Genomic DNA, 16685 nt, shown 5'->3' with positions numbered 1-16685 from the left:
CCGTCTACGCCGCCGGGGAGTCCGTGACGGCCCGCTGCGGCGGCCACGCCTCGTGCCAGCGCAGCTCCGCCTCCAACTGGGCGGCGAGCGAGATCAGCAAGGGCTCGCTGCCGGCCGGTCCCAGCAGCTGCGCCCCGACGGGCAGCCCGCCGCTCACGAACCCGGCGGGCACATTGACCCCGGGCCAGCCCAGCACGTTCCACGGCCAGGCATACGGGCAGGCGGCGATCATCGCGCGGTCGGTGGCGAAACCGCTCAGCGCCTGCATCGCGCCGATGCGCGGCGGGGGAGCGGCGGTCGTGGGCGCGAGGACGACGTCGTACGACTCGAAGAAGGTGCCGATACGGCGCTGCAGCGCCGCCTCCGCACGCCGCGCCGCCCTCAGCGGTACCCCGCCGAGCAGCCGGCCCAGCCGGGCGGCGTCGCGGGTGCGCCGGTCGAGGAGTGCGGGGAAGGGAGCCTCGCTGACACGCTCGGCGATGCCGGCGGTGGCGCGGGGGACGAAGGCGAGCCCGATCTGACCGTAGGGCGGGTCGGCCTCCTCCACGACATGCCCCAACGCGCTGACCTTCTCGGCCAGTTGAAGCACGCGGGCGCGCACCTCGGGCTGCAGGCGCGCGGGCACGGCGGTGAACGGCGGCTTGAGGGAGAGCGCGATGCGCAGCCGCCCGGGCTCACGGCCCACCGCCTCCGAGGCGTTGATGGCCGCAGGCCGGTGCGGATCGAGCTCGTGGTTGCCGCTCGCCGCATCCAGCAGCAGGGCCGCGTCCGCGACCGTGCGGGCGAGGGTGCCGTTGACAGTGATGCCCTGGAACGACTCGCCGCGCGGCCAGGTGGAGATGCGGCCGCGCTGCGGCTTGATGCCGACGAGGTGGGTCCAGGAGGCGGGGATGCGCACGGATCCGGCGCCGTCCGAGCCGAGCGCGGCGGGCACGAGACCGGCGGCGACGGCGGCGGCCGACCCGCCGGACGAGCCGCCGGGCGTGTGCTCCGGATGCCACGGATTGCGGGTCGCCCCGAAGGCGGGCCCCTCGGTGAAGGGCCACTGCCCGAACTCGCAGGTGTTGGTCTTGCCGACGACGACGGCCCCGGCCGCGCGCAACCGCCGTACGGCCTCACCGTCCTCGGCGACCGGCGGGAACTCCCCGTCGCAGCCGAAGGCGGTCGGCTCCCCGGCCACGTCCATGTCGTCCTTGACGGCGACGGGCACGCCGAGCAGCGGTTTCCGCAGGCCGGCGGCCAGTAGCCCGTCCGCCGCGTCGGCCTCGGCCAGGGCGGCCTCGGCCCGCACGATCCGGAAGGCGTTCAGGGAGGGCTGCGTCGCCTCGATCCGCGCGAGCGCCTGCTCGACGAGCGCCCGGGAGGTGGTTTCCCCCTCGGCGAGAGCTCGGGCGGACTCCGCCAGGCCTGCGGCACGGTCGAGCGTCATGCGGGACACCTTTCCGGGACAGCATTGTCTACTGAACGGTAACGTCCAGCGGGCCCCTGTGGTACGGAATCTCGAACATCCCTTCCCTCGGTGGCGATTCGACGGCAACGCAACCGTCACACAGGTGTCATCGAGTCCTGCTCAATCCATTGACGCACACAGGCCCCACCTTTACCTTCTGACCGACTTGCCGAACTGTGTTCGATATTCCGCACATCACGGTTTTCGGTTGGACCAAGGAGCCGCACGTGAGCACTCGACCCCCCGCCCCGTCCCGCCGCGCCCTCCTGCGCGCGATGGCCGCCCTGCCCGCCTCGGCGCTCGTACTGGGCGAACTGCCCGGCCTGCTCGGCACGGCATCGGCCGCGGCACCGGCGAGCGGCTCCGCCACCCGCTACACCATCGTCCCGTTCCTCAACAGCAACGACGGCACGGTCAACGTCTACCAGTCCGACGACGCCACCGACTTCCGCCTCGTCCAGGCCTCGGCCTACACCCCGCCCAGCGACAGGATCCGCGACGCGAGCGTCTTCAAGCACACGGACGGCTACTACTACCTCACCTACACCACGCACACCTGGCAGGACGTCAGCACGACCATCGGCTTCGCCCGCAGCTCCGACCGCGTCAACTGGACCTTCCTGTACGACTACACGGTCCCGATCGCGGGCCTGTCCCGGGCGTGGGCGCCCGAGTGGTTCGTCGACAGTGACGGCAGCGTCAACATCATCGTGTCCTGCTCGCTCACCAGCGACGAGTGGATCTTCACCCCGTACCGTCTCAAGGCCACCAACTCGGCGCTCACTGCGTGGAGTTCACCCGTCGCCCTGTCCGGGATCGGCTCGAACCACATCGACACGTACATCGTGAAGATCGGCTCGACCTACCACGCGTTCACGAAGAACGAGACGGCCAAGTACATCGAGTACGGCACGGCGTCGAGCCTCACCGGCCCCTACACGATCACCAGAACCGGCGACTGGGCCGGCTGGGGCAGCTACCGCGAGGGCCCGTCCGTGATCCAGCTCGACAACGGCGGCTGGCGCATCTTCTTCGACGGCTACGGCGACGGCAACTACTACTACAGCGACAGCTATGACACCTTCGCGACCTGGTCCGCCCCGAAGGCGCTGCCCTCCATCTCCGGTACGGCACGCCACTTCACGGTCATCAAGGAGACGGTGTCGGGCGGTCCGAGCCTGTCGAAGAACGTGACGCGCTCCTTCCAGTCGGCCAACTACACCACCCGCTATTGGCAGGAGCAGTCCTCCCTGCTCAACCTCCCGGTGGTGAGCGGCTCCAGCACGAGCGCGGAGAAGACGGCGTCGACCTTCACGGTCGTGGCAGGTCTCGCCGACTCGAACGCCTTCTCCTTCCGCGACGCGTCCGGCAACTACCTGCGCCACTACGATTTCCGGGGCCGCTTCGACGCGAACGACGGCACGTCGACGTTCGCGAAGGACGCGACCTTCATCGCCAGGACGGGCACGGCATCGGGCTCGATCCGCTGGGAGTCGTACAACTATCCCGGCTACTGCCTGCGGCACTACAACTACCAGCTGAGGGTGGAGGCGACGGCGGGGACGGATCTGTTCCGGCAGGACAGTTCGTTTGTGCCGGTGGCATCCTGGGCCTGAGCTGCGCCCTTGCTGACCTGGGAAGCTGCCTTGCCGACGATCTTGGCGGCTGGGCTGTGTCGCCGGGTCGGCAGCGAACGTTGTGTCCCGTGAGCCAGTCAGGGCGGAGGACACTCGGACCGAAAACGTTGGCGAGACCGCGACCAGCAACCCGGTCCCGATCGCTCGGCCGCGACGCTGCGGCCGAGCGGCGCGTTCACGTGCTGGCTCCGGCGGGCTGCCGGGCGGTCAGGAAAGCGGTGAGCTTGTCCGGTACGCCAGTCATGAGCGAGCAGCCCGCCGAGGCCGGCGCTGCCTCCCTAGGCTGCGGCAACCTCACCGCCGTCGCCGAACTCCGCGAGGGTGAGCGCGTCCTGGACCTCGGTTCGGGCGGCGGCATGGACGCCGCCCTGGCCCTGACCAACGCCGAGAAGGCGGGCGCGACCAACGTGGAGTTCCTCATGGGCACCATCGAGGCCGTCCCGCTGCCCGCGCACACCATCGACGTGGTCATCTGGTGCCGCCGAAGACCATCCAGCCGGTCGCCGAACGATAGCTGTCGTAGACCGCGACACCGGTGTTCGGGTCGGCGACCGCGGACACGTCCGGCACCGTGCGGTTGGTGCAGCCTGTGTCCTCTGCCAGCTGGGCTTGGCGTCGTACGCTGAAGGACGAGAACGCGGACACGGCGGCCGTCCGGCAGGCCGTCGACCGTACGACGCAGGCCGCGCAGAAGATCGGCACGACCCTGTACGAGAAGTCGCGGGCCGAGCAGTCGGCGGGGGCGCCCGCGGGCGGCACGGCTGATGACTCGTCCGAGGACGAGGTGGTGGACGCCGAGATCGTCGACGAGGACAAGCCGGAGGCCGCCTGACGATGACCGGGAGTGGGCCGGAGCACCGAACTGCAGCAACTACGGCGCTTGGTGGAGGAGCGGACCGCCGACCCTGCAGCGGGTGAAGGCCGAGTACGACAACTACCGCAAGCGGGTGCGGCAGGACCGCATGGCCGTCCGCGAACTCGCGGTGGCCAACGTGTTCCGGGCGCTGCTGCCCGTGCTGGACGCCGTCGACCGGGCGTGCGCGCACGAGCCGCTCACGCCGGGCCTGTAGGACATCGCCTTCGTCCTGCTCAACCCGCTCCAGGCACACGACCGCTGTCGCCCGATCGCTTCATCCGGGCAACCGCTGCCCGGATCGAAGGCGTCACGGAGAAGACCGCCAACACTGCTCCAACTCCCGCCGGGCTACGACCTGCTGTTCGGGCATCCGCATCCAGACTGATCACCAGCCGCCAACCCGGCACCGACGGATGCCGGTGTGGCCCGCCGGGCTGGGCCGCTCCCCTCGACCACATGGGCCCGTCCGGCGGCGTCCATCTCGCGGTGGGGGATTCATTCGCGAGCCCTGAGAGCGCGGTGCTCCGGGCTCACCTGGTCCCCAATAGATCCTATGTATAGTGCTTCACTCGGCGGGTGGGTGGGCGCTTCGCAACTCCGGGTGTCTTCCAAACCTCTGGTTTATTTCCCTCTTTGAGTCAATCTCGCCCCAGCTATAGACGTGGACATCGTCGGTCTCCTATAAATCCATCCGATGTCTCCTTGTGGGGCGACGCGGAGCATGACCGCCCCTGTCGGCGTTCCGCTCGCCCTGTCATCCCCCCCTCGACCCATGGAGCCGCCCCATGTCCTCTGCCTCCCTCAGCAGACGCTCTCTGATGAAGGCCGCCGCCCTCGCCGGGGGAGTGGCGGCCTTCGGGCTGCCGCAGGTCCTGTGGCCCTCCACCGCCGAGGCGTACGCCGTCCCCTCGAAGATGGACTGGTGGTACCAGGCCAGGTTCGGGATGTTCATCCACTTCGGGTCCTACTCGCAGCTCGGCCAGGGGGAGTGGGCCTTCGACAGCCAGCAGTGGAGCAAGGCGGACTACCAGAGCCAGGTCACCAAGAAGTTCAACCCGACCGAGTTCAACGCCGCCGCCATCGCCGAACTGGCCAAGAACGCCGGCATGAAGTACCTCGTGATCACCTCCAAGCACCACGAGGGCTTCGCGATGTGGGACTCCAACGTCGGGGGCTTCACCGACACCACCGGCACGAGGCAGTACAACCTGCACGACTACAACGGCGTCCGGACCGACCCCCTCATGGACCTCAAGAGGGAGTGCGAGAGCCGTGGGATCAAGTTCTGCCTGTACTACTCGATACTCGACTGGAACCACCCGTCCCAGACCGACCGTCACCAAAGCGGTCTCACCACGATGTCCTCGCAGGCCGCCCGCACCGCCTACATCGCCGACCTGAAGGCGCAGCTTCAGGAACTCCTGGACCGCTACGACCCGGCGCTGATGTGGTTCGACGGCGACTGGTTCGGCGAGCCTTCCAGCCCCACCCTGGAGGACTGGTGGCTGGAATCGGACGGCGTCGACCTCTACGACTGGCTGATCGCCCGCAAACCCGGCCTCATCGTCAACGAACGGGTCAAGCGGGACCACGGTCTCGGCGACTACGCGGTCGCGGAGTTCGGTATCCCCGCCGCGCCGATGAGCCGGCCGTGGGAGCGGTGCGCCACCATGAACGGCGCCTGGGGTTACAACGCGGGGAGGGAGAACTCCTACCGGTCCGTCAAGGACATCGTCCAGGAACTCATCACGGTGGTCTCCCGGGACGGCAACCTCCTGTTGAACATCGGCCCCAAGGGCGACGGCTCGGTCACCGCCGGATCCCAGACCGTCCTGAACGGCCTGGCCTCATGGATGTCGACGCACAGCGACAGCATTCACGGCACCAGCGGCAGCCCGTTCGCCACCGACCCCTCATGGGGGAAGGTCACCAAGAAGAACGGCAAGCTCTTCGCCCACGTCTTCACCTGGCCCACGAACGGCCAGTTGCGGATCCCGGCGATCGACAACACGATCAGCCGCGTCTATCTGCTGAACAACCCCTCGGTCTCGCTCCCGTACACCGTCACCGACCAGATCAACGTCACGGTGCCGGCGACCGCGCCGAACGCCGACGTCTCCGTGCTGTGCGTCGAGGTCCAGGGCATGCCCGTGAGCGTTTCCGCGGCGGTGACCTCGAACGTCAACTACGAAGGTGCCCGCGCGGTCCTGCCGTTGGGCAGCTACACGTCCTCCCAGCTGTCCACCGCCGGCCTGGCGCCCGCCACGGCATCGTCCGTCCTGATACCCGACGGCTACCAGGTGACGGGCTACTCCGGTGACAACTTCACCGGCACCGCCTGGACGTTCACCTCGAACACCCCCGACCTCCGGGTGACCGGCAACAATGACGCCATCAGATCACTGAAGGTGACGTTCAGGCCCGACAAGTACTTCCGCCTGACCAATGTCACCAACCACCTGGTGCTGGACAGCGGTGGCAATGTGGCCGGCGGCTCGAACCTGAAGCAGTGGGAGGCAGTGGACAGCACCAATCTCCAGTGGCAGGCACTCGAACTCGGCAACGGCTACTACCGGCTCGTCAACCGCACCAACGGCATGGTCGCCGACGGCTGGGGCTCCACCGGCAACGGCGACCCGGCCCGGCAGAAGGCCTGGGACGGCAGTAACACCCAACAGTGGCAGATCATCCACCGCGGCGAAGGCCGGTACTCGATTGCCAACCGCAGCACGGGACTGGTCCTCGACGGCGGCGGCCTGGTCGCCGAAGGGGCCGTTACCAAGCAGTGGACGTGGCAGCAGAGCACCAACTTGCTGTGGACGTTCAGCCCGGTCGGCTGACTGGCACCACCCCGGTGGCATCCCTGCCACGCACATCTTCGTCCGGGGCGAGGAACTGCTCGACTCCGACACGGCCTTCGGCGTCAAGGAGTCGCTGGTCAAGGCTCTCGACCAGCGTCCGGCGGGCACGCCCACACCCGACGGGCGGGTCGTCGACGGCACCTGGACACAGGTCCGCTTCGACATCGTTCTCGCCCCCGCCGACGGCAGAGGATCACTGAGGCCGCGGCAGGGTCCTGCCTGCCGCGGACGGGCCCGTGACGAACCCCTGGACACTGCGGGTGTCTTCCCGCCGGGACGTCGTGCGCCCGACGGCCGTGGGCGTGGTCTTGCCGACCCTCGCGGTGCGTCCGTCTCCGCCGCCGGCGACGGTGGGCGCAATCGGCTGACTGTCGGGGTCGGCTCCGACGAGGGCCGCTCGGCGCCTCGGTAGTCGGTTGAGCGGTTTGCTCCGAGGGGCGTTCGGAGGCGGGTCAGGGTCGCTCACACGTCGTCACATGATCGGCGTGTACGAAGTGCCAAGCAGGTGGCCGACCTCCTCGCAGCCTGGCCACGACGACCCCGTCGCCGCCAGCCTGCGGGGCCGCTCAAGCGGTATGACCGGGGCCGCGGCGAAGAACAGGGCGCAGGTCCTCGATGACGTTCGGGTCGTCCACCGTGGAGGGGATGGGTTCGTCGTGGCCGTCGGCGATGCCGCGCATGGTCTTGCGCAGGATCTTGCCCGAGCGGGTCTTGGGCAGGGCGGCCACGACGGCGACGTCCTTGAGGGAGGCGACGGCGCCGATGCGCTCGCGGACGAGCTGGACGAGTTCGGCCTCGACTTCGGCCGGTTCGCGGGCGGTGCCCGCCTTCAGGACGACGAGGCCGCGGGGGATCTGTCCCTTCAGGGCGTCGGCGACGCCGATCACGGCGCATTCGGCGACGTCGGGGTGGGTGGCGAGGACCTCTTCCATGCTTCCGGTGGACAGCCGGTGTCCGGCGACGTTGATGACGTCGTCGGTGCGGCCCATGACGAAAACGTAGCCGTCGGCGTCGATGTGCCCGCTGTCGCCGGTGAGGTAGTAGCCGTCGAAGGCGGAGAGGTAGGAGCCGATGAAGCGCTCGTCGTCGTTCCAGAGGGTGGGCAACGCTCCGGGCGGCAGGGGGAGTTTGACGACGATCGCGCCGTCGACGCCGGGCGGCGCGGGCTGCCCGGAGGGATCCAGGACGCGGACGCCCCAGCCCGGCAGCGGACGGGTGGGCGAGCCGGGTTTGACCGGGGTGGCCTCGATGCCGACCGGGTTGGCGACGATGGGCCAGCCGGTCTCCGTCTGCCACCAGTGGTCGATCACCGGGATGTCGAGGAGGGCGCTGGCCCAGTGGTAGGTCTCGGGGTCGAGGCGCTCGCCGGCGAGGAAGAGATAGCGCAGGCGGGAGAGGTCGTACTCCGCGGCGAGCGCGCCCTTGGGGTCCTCCTTCCTGATGGCACGGAAGGCAGTGGGGGCGGTGAACATGGTTTTGACGCCGTAGTCGGCGGCGACGCGCCAGAACTGGCCCGCGTCCGGCGTGCCGACCGGCTTGCCCTCGTACAGCACGGTCGTGGCGCCGGCCAGCAGAGGGCCGTAGACGATGTACGAGTGCCCGACCACCCAGCCCACGTCGGAGCCGGTGAACATGGTCTCGCCCGGGCCGATGTCGTAGACGGCGCCCATCGACCAGTGCAGGGCCACCGCGTAACCACCGCAGTCGCGGACGACTCCCTTGGGTTTTCCTGTCGTCCCGGACGTGTAGAGGATGTAGAGCGGGTCCGTCGCGGCCACTGGCACGCAGTCGACGGGCGCCGCAGTGGCGACCAGGTCGGCCCAGTCCAGGTCGTCAGACCCCAACTCGGCCCGCTCCTGCGGCCGTTGCACGATCACCCGCTTCTCCGGCCGGTGTCCGGCGAGTTCGATCGCGCGGTCCAGCAGCGGCTTGTACGCGATGACCCGCTTGCCCTCGATGCCGCACGAGGCGGAGACGATCACCTTTGGGGCGGCGTCGTCGATGCGGACGGCGAGTTCGGGCGGCGCGAACCCGCCGAAGACGACCGAGTGGATGGCGCCGATGCGGGCGCAGGCCAGCATCGCGATGGCCGCCTCGGGGATCATCGGCATGTAGACGACCACCCGGTCGCCCTGCCCCACGCCGAGCTGGGACAGGCCTCCGGCGAAGGCCGCCACCTCATCCCTCAGCTGCGCGTAGGTGTAGGTGCGCCGCGCGCCGGTCACGGGGGAGTCGTAGACCAGCGCGGGCTGGTCGCCCAGGCCGGCTTCGACGTGCCGGTCGAGCGCGTTGAAACAGACGTTGAGCCGCCCGTCGGGAAACCAGCGGTAGAACGGTGCGCCCGAGGAGTCCAGGGCGCGTTGCGGTGCGACATCCCAGTCGATGCCCTCCGCGGCCCTCAGCCAGAAGCTCTCCGGGTCTTCGGTACTGGAGCGGAAGACATCCTCATACGTTCCCATTGGGGACTCCTCTGTGGGACCGGGGGCATGCGGGTAACGGCGTGCAGATCGCTGTCGGGCACATGCTTTCTATCGTCAGCATGTCGGGTCCGGCCAGCAGGACTCGCTTTCAGATTCCCGGTTCGACTCACGCGCCGAGGTAATAGGCGGAGCCATTCCTCAAGCGTGTACGCGCCTGAGCCCGCTGGACCTGCCCAGGTTGCGAAGCAACCGAACGCTCCGCAATCTCGACGTGCCGCGCCAGGCACCCCTCCCACCGAAGGACAACCGCACATGACCTCCCTGCCCGACCACCTCACCCTGCCCAACGGTCAGGTGCTGCCGAACCGGATCATGAAGTCCGCGTTGAGCGAGGCACTCGCAGACAAGCGCAACGCGCCGGATCATCGCCTCCAACGGCTGTACCGGACCTGGAGCCAGGGCGGGTACGGACTGATCGTCACGGGCAACGTCATGGTCGACCGCCACCAGCTCGTCGAGCCGGGCAATGTCGTCATAGAGGACGACAGCTGCATCGATGCGCTCACCCGATGGGCCGCGGCGACCGAGGACTCCGGCATTCCCACCTGGGTACAGCTCAACCACCCGGGCCGCCAGGCCAATCTGCTTGCACTCGGGCACACACCGGTCGCGCCCAGCCCGGTCGCGCTCAACCTGCCCGGCGCCACCAGGCCCCGCGAGCTGACGTCCGCGGAGATCGAGGACATCGTCGAGCGGTTCGCGACCGCGGCGGCGGTGTGCGAAGCGGCCGGGTTCTCCGGGGTGCAGGTCCACGGAGCCCATGGCTACCTGATCTCCCAGTTCCTTTCACCGCTGTCGAACCGGCGCGACGACGAGTGGGGCGGCGACCCTGAGCGGCGGATGCGGTTCGTCCTCGAGATCGTGCGCCGTATACGGGCACAGGTGTCGCCCGGCTTCGCCGTCGCCATCAAGCTCAACTCGGCCGACTTCCAGCGCGGTGGTTTCACCGAGGAGCAGTCCCACGCTGTCGTCGCGGCTCTCGCGAAGGAAGGACTCGACCTGATCGAGATCAGCGGCGGCAACTACGAGTCTCCGGCGATGACGGGCTCCGCCGCGGCGTCGACGCGCGCCCGCGAAGCGTACTTCCTGGAGTACGCACGCACGGTGCGCGGCCTGGTGGGTGACATACCGCTGGCGGTCACGGGAGGCTTTCGAAGCCGTGACGCGATGGAGGACGCCGTAGCCAGCGGCGAGTGCGACGTCGTCGGAATGGGCCGGCCCACCGCCACAACGCCTGCTGCCGCGGACGTCATCCTCACGGGCCGAGCCGAAGCAGTCGTCGCGCACCGGCTGCGCTATGGCATGCGCCGTGTGCTCGGCAGGATCGCCGACCTCAAGGCGCTCGACGGTGTGCTCGACCTCAGCTGGCACGCCGACCAGCTGCACCGACTGGGCGCCGGCCTCGAACCCGACCTGGGCCGAGGGCGTCTTGCCACCACTGTCTCGCTGCTGCAGCGCAACGGCAGGACATCCTTCCGCCGCAAGCGTGGAGCCTGAGGTTCCGTGGCGTCACGGATCGCTCGGTGGCTGCTGTGAAGCGCTGATTCTGTCCGGCCTGCAAGCCCGGGAGGTGCCAAGCCGAATTTGCAGTCCTCGCGCCGGTCGTCTCCATGGCCCGGCGCTTGCTGACGGCGATCCCAGGCGTCCAGGCCACGTAGCCGCGCCCCACCCGGCCACACCGCGCGGTCTTGTCCGGGTGGGACGCCGATCGCCATGGACGCCTGCCGGGTCGTCAACCTCAAACAGGCCAGCGTCGGCGGCTGTCCGGAAGCCCGTCGCAACCGCGACGTGGCTGCCGCCCGCGGAGTGCGGTGTGGTGCGGAGGAATGTCGGCGACGGGAGATCCGGGCCAGGTGCGACGAACTGGCCGGACGGCACGACAGCGACGACGCCCAGCAGATCCGTGACGCTCGGGTCCCCGACCGCGACGGCGCCGCCGAGTGGCACGCACTCCACGCCGAAGGGCACCGGATCTTCTGGGAGAGCCACGGACCTGCCCGGCACCACGTGATCGTCGGGCAACTGCCCACGTTGTACGAGTGCTTCAACCAGGGGGACATCCTCATCAGCGACGTCTCCTCGGTCGTCGCCGACTTCGTGGCCAGCCTCAAGCCGTATGTGCTGACCAACGCCCAGGACCTGCCCGACGACGACTTCCGGGCCGCCTGTACCACCGCCGGCGGCGCCTATCTGCTCTACCGCGCAGGCGCCCGGCTGCCGCAGATCCTGAGCCCGGTGCCCGCATCGCGGCAGGATCCGACGGCCCCGCACCGCCGCACCATCAAGGAGTACGTCCTGGGACCCGACCACCCCCACCTCCATGGAGCGATTCAACGCAGCGGTCAACGCCCTGGCCGACAAGGCCGCGGCGAAGCCGGCGCAGGACAGCGCGGACCGGCACCCGGAGTTGCGTGTCCCGCAGCAGCGCGTCGACTTGGTCATCCAGCCCAGCCGACAGCTGCCTCGTCCCGGGAACCGACCGACCTGGTCGGATGAGCAGGACGTGAGTGGACCCGACCGCCGAGCGACGACGGCGAGAGGCCGGTGATACGTCACACGGACGTGTCTCCGGGCTCGGTCCGTGCGGCCACCCACAGGGCGATCCGCGTGCGTGACCGCAAGCCCAGCTTGTCGCGCACCTTGTCCAGGTGTGTGGCGACCGTATGGATCGAAAGACCGAGCTGCTCCGCGATCTGACGGTTGGTCAGTCCGTCGGCGACGAGCTCGGCCACCATGAACTCCCTTCCGGTGAGCGCCGACCGGTCGTCGACGACCGCTACGGCGTGCTCAGCCGCTCGGCGGTCGTCGCCCCTTGTCCGCAGGGCGTACGCGACAAGCCGCTCCGCGGGCAGCCGACGGCCGCCGCTGACGGCCGCGTCCCGAGCGGATGCCGGCATCCGGGTGCTGATACGGGTCACCGTTCGTTCCACCTGGCGTCGCCATGGAGCCTCGGAGACGGTGTCGAGTCGGCGGCGTGCCTGTGCGCTCGCCTCGTACAACAGGAGGGCCCGTCGCATGTCCCCGCTCTCGGCGGCCACCAGCGCCAGGCCCTCCACCGGGTAGAGCGCGTGAAAACTTGCTTCCGGGACGATCCGCAGCACCTCGCCGAACAGTGCCTCGGCGCTTTCCAGTTGCCCCAGCGCCAGCCGCACGGCGCCCGCTGTGTGCAGAGCGGCCGCGACCTGGTTCCACGGGGCGTGGTTTTTGAGCACCGGCAGGCAGCGGGACATGAGGAAGTCGGCCTCCAGCTCCCCGCCTGCTTGGAGCAGCGCCCAGGCCAGGTGATGGGTGCACCATGCGGTGTCCTTGGGTCTGCCCAGCGTGCTGACGACCTCCACGCACTCACGCAGATCGTCGACGGCCGCGTCGAATTCCCCGCGGCACAGCCGCGCGGCGGCCCGCGCGTCCAGGGCGTTGGCGAGCCCGGCGGGGTGATCGCGCAGGCCCTCCATGGCCACCGCCTGCTCGCCGAGGCGCAGCGCCTGCGCCGGATCGGCCCGCTGGCAGGCCACGCGCGCGGCGAGCGCCGATAGCGCCCCGCCGAGCGCCGGGACGCCGGTTTCCCGCAGCAGTCCCGTCAGTAACGCGCGGGCGGCGGACGGCTGTTCCTGTTCGTAGTGCACCCGCGCAAGTTCCAGCTCCAGCCGTGGGCGCGAGCCACCGTCGCAACCGGTGCTGCCATCCAGAGCCGCCGCGAGGTTGTCCCGTTCCACGGTCAGCGGGCTGCCGGCCTGGTCGGGGAACACCTCGTCGCCGGCCCGCTGCGCGAGTCCGTTCAGCCACACGAGGACCCGCTGTCTGGTGCTGTGCAGCTCGCCGGATGCGAGCAGGCGCTCCACGGCGTAGGCGCGGATGGTGCTCAGCTGTCTGAATCGTGCGGTCTCCGCGTGTCCCGCCGTGTCTCCCGAGACACGTGTGATCAGGGACTTGGCCTCGAGGGCGCACAGGATGCCGAGTATCCGCGACGGGGCGACACCGTCTCCGGCGCAGACCGCCCGCGCCGCGGCCGTGTCGAATCCGCCGACGAGGACCGCGAGACGCCGGAAGACGGCCTGTTCGGCCGGCTCGAGGAGTCGGTGGCTCCAGTCGATCGCGGCGGCCAGCTCGCTGTGGCGCCCGGGTCCGGTCCTGTGCCCGCCTGACAGGAGGGTCAGCTGGGACATCTGGTCGCCCAGTCCTGCCAGGATGTCGCGCGGTGTAAGCGTTCCGGCCCGGCGGGCCGCCAGTTCGACGGCGAGCGTCAGGCCGTCCAGTCTGCGGCAGATCTCGGCAACCGTCCGGCCGTTTCCGCGATGCAGCGTGAACCCTGGTGAGCAACTCGAGGCACGTTCGACGAACAGCCGGACGGCGTCTGCCCGTAGAAGGACAACCGGGTCGTCTCCGGCGCCGGCCGGCGGCAGCGACAGCTCACCGACGCGCAGCACGGTCTCCCCGGGTACGCGCAGGGCCTCCCGGCTGGTGGCCAGGATCCGTAGCCGAGGGCAGTGACTCAGCAGGGTCGCGATCAGCCGGGCGCACGGCTCGGCCAGATGCTCGCAGTTGTCCAGGATCAGCAGCCGACGGGCGTCGCCGATCGCGTGGACCAGGACGTCGACACCGGATCGTCCTGCCCGTTCACCCACGGCCAGTGCAGCGGCGACGGACTGTGCCAGCGCGGCGCCGTCACGCAGCGCGTCGAGTTCGACCAGGTCGACCCGCCCGTTGCGGCCGGGCAGGTCCCTGGCGAACTCCAGCGCCAACCGCGTCTTGCCGACGCCGCCGGCACCGGTCAGCGTCAGGAGCCGCGACGTCCTCAGCAGCGTGCGCAGCCGCGACAGTTCCGCGCGCCGGCCGACGAAGGAGTCGAGGGCCTTTGGCAGGCCGCGCCCCTGAGCGGTGGCCGAGGAGCCGGCGCTCTGTGCCGGCGATGACGCGACCCTCTGCGCCCGGCTTGAATCCGGGCGCGCCGAACGTTGCCGGAACGCCCGTTGTCTGCATGCGCCGGAGCAGTAGCGGGCCGGTCGACCACTGCGGGGGCGACCGGTCAGCGGCGCACCGCACGACTCACATGTCATGCTCCCGTCATCCCCGCATCCCGGCCGCCCATTCCCGGAAGTGAGGCTCACGTCCGTCATCGACGCACTGGGACGCGCGACTGCGAGCGGTCTGCGTGGACGGCCCACGGCACAACGGGCGGTGGCCGGCACCGTCGCAGCGGACCGGCTACCGCTCGGGCGGCGTGTCAGGGCACGGCATCGGGATCGATGCCGAGCACAACAGTGCCGGTCACTCCCTTGCCGAGGTCGCTGCCGACCTGCGTGAGCGTCAGCAGGGTCGAGGACCCGCCGTTGCGGTAGATGCCGTCCCTGGCGTTGAGCGTCCGCGTAGCCGTGTTGTTCCGGTAGGGAGCCAGAGCGGCGACCCTGCTGTTGTACGTCTCCGGGAAGTAGAGCTGGCCGGTGTGGGAGACGTGTCCTCCGTGGTACTTGCCGTTGGCGACCGTGCCGCCGACATGCGTCTTGACATGGATGTGGAGGGCACGGCCGACGTACCAGCCGGGGTAGACGGTGGTGAATTCGGCGACGCCGCCGGAGTCGGTCAGTTGCACGCCGCGCAGGAAGGTCGTGTCCGGGGTGGAGCCGCCGGCCACGTAGCCGGAGTAGACGCCGAGCGCGTCGCAGTGCCAGATGTCGACCGCCGTGCCGGGCAGCGCGGAGCAGGTCGCGGTGTCGATCACCTTGACGCGGAGGGTGAGTGGTACGCCGCTCTTGCCCTCGGTGATGTCCTTGCGGACCGTCTCCAGGTCCAGGTAGTACGGCCCTTCGGTCTGCTCGGGCGTGAGGACGCAGTCGGCGGCCTGCCGGGCCGGGGCTGCGTCGTTCCGGCCTGCGGCCGTGGCCGCAGGCCCGGACGAGAGCCCCAGAGCGGCCGCTCCGAGGGTGGCACCGCCCAAAGCGGCGATGACGGCTCTGCGACTCGCACCGCCCGAGCCGTCGGCCGGCTCGGGGGCGCGCTCGCGTTCTGTGGAGTCGGGGCGGGGGGTGTCAGTCATGCTGTGAGAATGACGTGCGCGGCGGTGCGTGGGATCGATCGGATGACCGGTGAATCGGGCGCGTTACGAAACGCACGGCGCCGTGATCCGCCCGGGTGCCCGACGGGATGCAGAACGTGGCTCTCGACGGCACCTCGGCCCCCGGAGCATGGTGCGGGCATCCTCCTGGTCATCACCGCCCCGGCCCTTTCGCGTCGCGCAGGGGTCCGGTCCCGAGGGAGACGCTGCCGAGACGGTGAGGGCCCTCAGGGCATCCTCACCGCCAGGCCCATGCCGTCCTGTTTGGTCCCGCATGCTCGGGGTGTTGCTGAAGCGGATCCGTAGGCTGGTCGTCAGCGGGAAGGCAGTCGCCTCCCTGCCCCGGCTGCGGCTCCGAAGTAGTCGCCGCCCTTGCGCTTGACGTCGTCCGTGCCCCAGGCCTGCTCACCGCTGGCCGCCGCACCGCCCTCTCCGTTCGCGTTCTGCCGCAGCGGTGCGCTCACCAGCCGCGGTATGTGCTTCGAGCAGTGGATGTAGGCCTCCTCGACCTCCACCTCCACCCACATCTGGGGTCGCCGGCCGGGTACTGGATCAACGGGCAGGTTGAGATACCTGCGGCGCATGGCCTCGTCGGTGACCAACTGCGCCCGGCCGTTGACATGCAGGCCGATGCGGTCCTGAGAGAAGTCGATCATCAGGATGCCGACGTGCGGGTTCTCCCGGATGTTGCCGAGCGAGGCCATGACTCCGTTCCCGCGGTACTCCGGGTACGCCAGGGTCGCCTCATCGAGTACCCGGAGAAAACCCGGCGGTCCGGCCCGGAATGTGCTGTCGCACTCGCCATGGCTGTCCGCCGTGGCAAGGAAGAACATCTCCTGCCGGGCAACGAACTTTTGCATCTGCGGGTTCAGCCGATCCAGTACCTGCTCGTCGTAGAACCGGTCCGCGCGGCTGAGGGTGCCCAACTCACGCTGTATCTGGTGTTCGCCGTGGCTTCCGGGCCGGTCGACCCGCTCGTCGTGATCCAACGATCCTCCTGACAGCGATTCCTTCAGGGCACCAGCCGAGGAGCGTCACCGGCCGCGTAGGAGAGAGTAGAACAGGTCGCTCGCTCAGCCCTTCGAGGGGCAGCAGGGGGCCAGGGGCGGCACTTGCAGGGTGAGCTTGAGGACATCACCGTCCACGTGAAAGGGCGACACGGACCGGTGACCCGGATGAAGCTCGCAGAATGGTCTACGAAAGAGAGGACCCCCAGCCGACGCGTGGCTGGGGGTCCTCGAGGCGGTGAGTAGCGGTCAGCGGGTGGGTGCCACGCCGTAGACCGCTCGTCCACGCGTCGGCGCACCGGACCCGATCGCGATCAACGTGGATCAGGCAGATCAGCGCTGCAG

General features: G+C 69.5%; 10 protein-coding genes and 3 pseudogenes. 7 read left to right on the top strand and 6 right to left on the bottom strand.

Features of this window, described 5'->3' with window-relative positions; genetic code table 11:
* Nucleotides 1-4: 4 nt before the first annotated feature.
* Nucleotides 5-1429, bottom strand: a complete 1425-nt coding sequence (locus IH68_RS0115585; RefSeq protein ID WP_030934941.1) for an amidase — start codon at nucleotides 1427-1429, stop codon at nucleotides 5-7.
* A 248-nt stretch (nucleotides 1430-1677) separates the two neighbouring features.
* Between IH68_RS0115585 and IH68_RS0115580 the strand changes: the two genes are divergently transcribed.
* Nucleotides 1678-3066 (top strand): glycoside hydrolase family 43 protein, encoded by a 1389-nt coding sequence (locus IH68_RS0115580; RefSeq protein WP_030934924.1) that lies wholly within the window; start codon nucleotides 1678-1680, stop codon nucleotides 3064-3066.
* A gap of 128 nt (nucleotides 3067-3194) precedes the next feature.
* Nucleotides 3195-3560 (top strand): annotated as a pseudogene (locus tag IH68_RS59775) (hypothetical protein); the annotation flags it as partial.
* Nucleotide 3561: 1 nt separating this feature from the next.
* Here the strand turns inward: IH68_RS59775 and IH68_RS53090 are convergent.
* A pseudogene (locus IH68_RS53090) lies at nucleotides 3562-3713 on the bottom strand (subtilase); the annotation flags it as partial.
* A gap of 288 nt (nucleotides 3714-4001) precedes the next feature.
* Here IH68_RS53090 and grpE point away from each other — a divergent pair.
* The 3 genes and pseudogenes from grpE (at nucleotide 4002) to IH68_RS0115555 (ending at nucleotide 6783) form a co-directional block, all read left to right on the top strand.
* Nucleotides 4002-4157, top strand: coding sequence for a nucleotide exchange factor GrpE (gene grpE, locus IH68_RS57990; protein WP_234341367.1), 156 nt, complete (start codon nucleotides 4002-4004; stop codon nucleotides 4155-4157).
* A gap of 6 nt (nucleotides 4158-4163) precedes the next feature.
* Nucleotides 4164-4328: pseudogene (locus IH68_RS57985) on the top strand (DUF2267 domain-containing protein); the annotation flags it as partial.
* Between the two features lie 400 nt (nucleotides 4329-4728).
* Nucleotides 4729-6783, top strand: coding sequence for an alpha-L-fucosidase (locus IH68_RS0115555; RefSeq protein WP_030934915.1), 2055 nt, complete (start codon nucleotides 4729-4731; stop codon nucleotides 6781-6783).
* 587 nt (nucleotides 6784-7370) lie between these two features.
* Here the strand turns inward: IH68_RS0115555 and IH68_RS0115550 are convergent.
* Nucleotides 7371-9263 carry a propionyl-CoA synthetase gene (locus IH68_RS0115550; protein ID WP_030934912.1) on the bottom strand — a complete coding sequence of 631 codons (1893 nt, stop codon included), beginning with the start codon at nucleotides 9261-9263 and terminating at the stop codon, nucleotides 7371-7373.
* A gap of 273 nt (nucleotides 9264-9536) precedes the next feature.
* On the opposite strand from IH68_RS0115550, the gene IH68_RS0115545 reads away from it, so the two are divergent.
* A complete protein-coding gene (locus IH68_RS0115545; protein ID WP_030934909.1) occupies nucleotides 9537-10781 on the top strand; it encodes an NADH:flavin oxidoreductase/NADH oxidase family protein in 1245 nt (414 codons plus the stop codon).
* 216 nt (nucleotides 10782-10997) lie between these two features.
* Nucleotides 10998-11780 carry a hypothetical protein gene (locus IH68_RS0115540; RefSeq protein ID WP_030934906.1) on the top strand — a complete coding sequence of 261 codons (783 nt, stop codon included), beginning with the start codon at nucleotides 10998-11000 and terminating at the stop codon, nucleotides 11778-11780.
* Between the two features lie 56 nt (nucleotides 11781-11836).
* Here the strand turns inward: IH68_RS0115540 and IH68_RS49805 are convergent, their stop codons facing one another.
* From IH68_RS49805 to IH68_RS0115525, 3 genes are all read right to left on the bottom strand, one after another.
* Nucleotides 11837-14338 carry an ATP-binding protein gene (locus tag IH68_RS49805; RefSeq protein WP_063763521.1) on the bottom strand — a complete coding sequence of 834 codons (2502 nt, stop codon included), beginning with the start codon at nucleotides 14336-14338 and terminating at the stop codon, nucleotides 11837-11839.
* Between the two features lie 167 nt (nucleotides 14339-14505).
* Nucleotides 14506-15315 carry an intradiol ring-cleavage dioxygenase gene (locus tag IH68_RS0115530; protein WP_078912467.1) on the bottom strand — a complete coding sequence of 270 codons (810 nt, stop codon included), beginning with the start codon at nucleotides 15313-15315 and terminating at the stop codon, nucleotides 14506-14508.
* Between the two features lie 332 nt (nucleotides 15316-15647).
* Complete coding sequence (locus IH68_RS0115525) at nucleotides 15648-16322, bottom strand: pyridoxamine 5'-phosphate oxidase family protein (protein WP_051833457.1); 675 nt, start codon at nucleotides 16320-16322, stop codon at nucleotides 15648-15650.
* Nucleotides 16323-16685 lie beyond the last annotated feature (363 nt).

The sequence above is a fragment of the Streptomyces sp. NRRL S-646 genome (genome assembly GCF_000720765.1).
GTDB lineage: Bacteria > Actinomycetota > Actinomycetes > Streptomycetales > Streptomycetaceae > Streptomyces.
This window is presented reverse-complemented; position numbering and strand designations above follow the sequence as displayed.

Bases quoted from the DNA above. Each gene is read 5' to 3' on its own strand.
- IH68_RS49805 (WP_063763521.1), bottom strand. From the start codon at position 14,338: ATGACATGTGAGTCGTGCGGTGCGCCGCTGACCGGTCGCCCCCGCAGT.
- IH68_RS0115530 (WP_078912467.1), bottom strand. From the start codon at position 15,315: ATGACTGACACCCCCCGCCCCGACTCCACAGAACGCGAGCGCGCCCCC.
- IH68_RS0115585 (WP_030934941.1), bottom strand. From the start codon at position 1,429: ATGACGCTCGACCGTGCCGCAGGCCTGGCGGAGTCCGCCCGAGCTCTC.
- IH68_RS0115540 (WP_030934906.1), top strand. From the start codon at position 10,998: ATGGACGCCTGCCGGGTCGTCAACCTCAAACAGGCCAGCGTCGGCGGC.
- IH68_RS0115555 (WP_030934915.1), top strand. From the start codon at position 4,729: ATGTCCTCTGCCTCCCTCAGCAGACGCTCTCTGATGAAGGCCGCCGCC.
- IH68_RS0115545 (WP_030934909.1), top strand. From the start codon at position 9,537: ATGACCTCCCTGCCCGACCACCTCACCCTGCCCAACGGTCAGGTGCTG.
- IH68_RS0115550 (WP_030934912.1), bottom strand. From the start codon at position 9,263: ATGGGAACGTATGAGGATGTCTTCCGCTCCAGTACCGAAGACCCGGAG.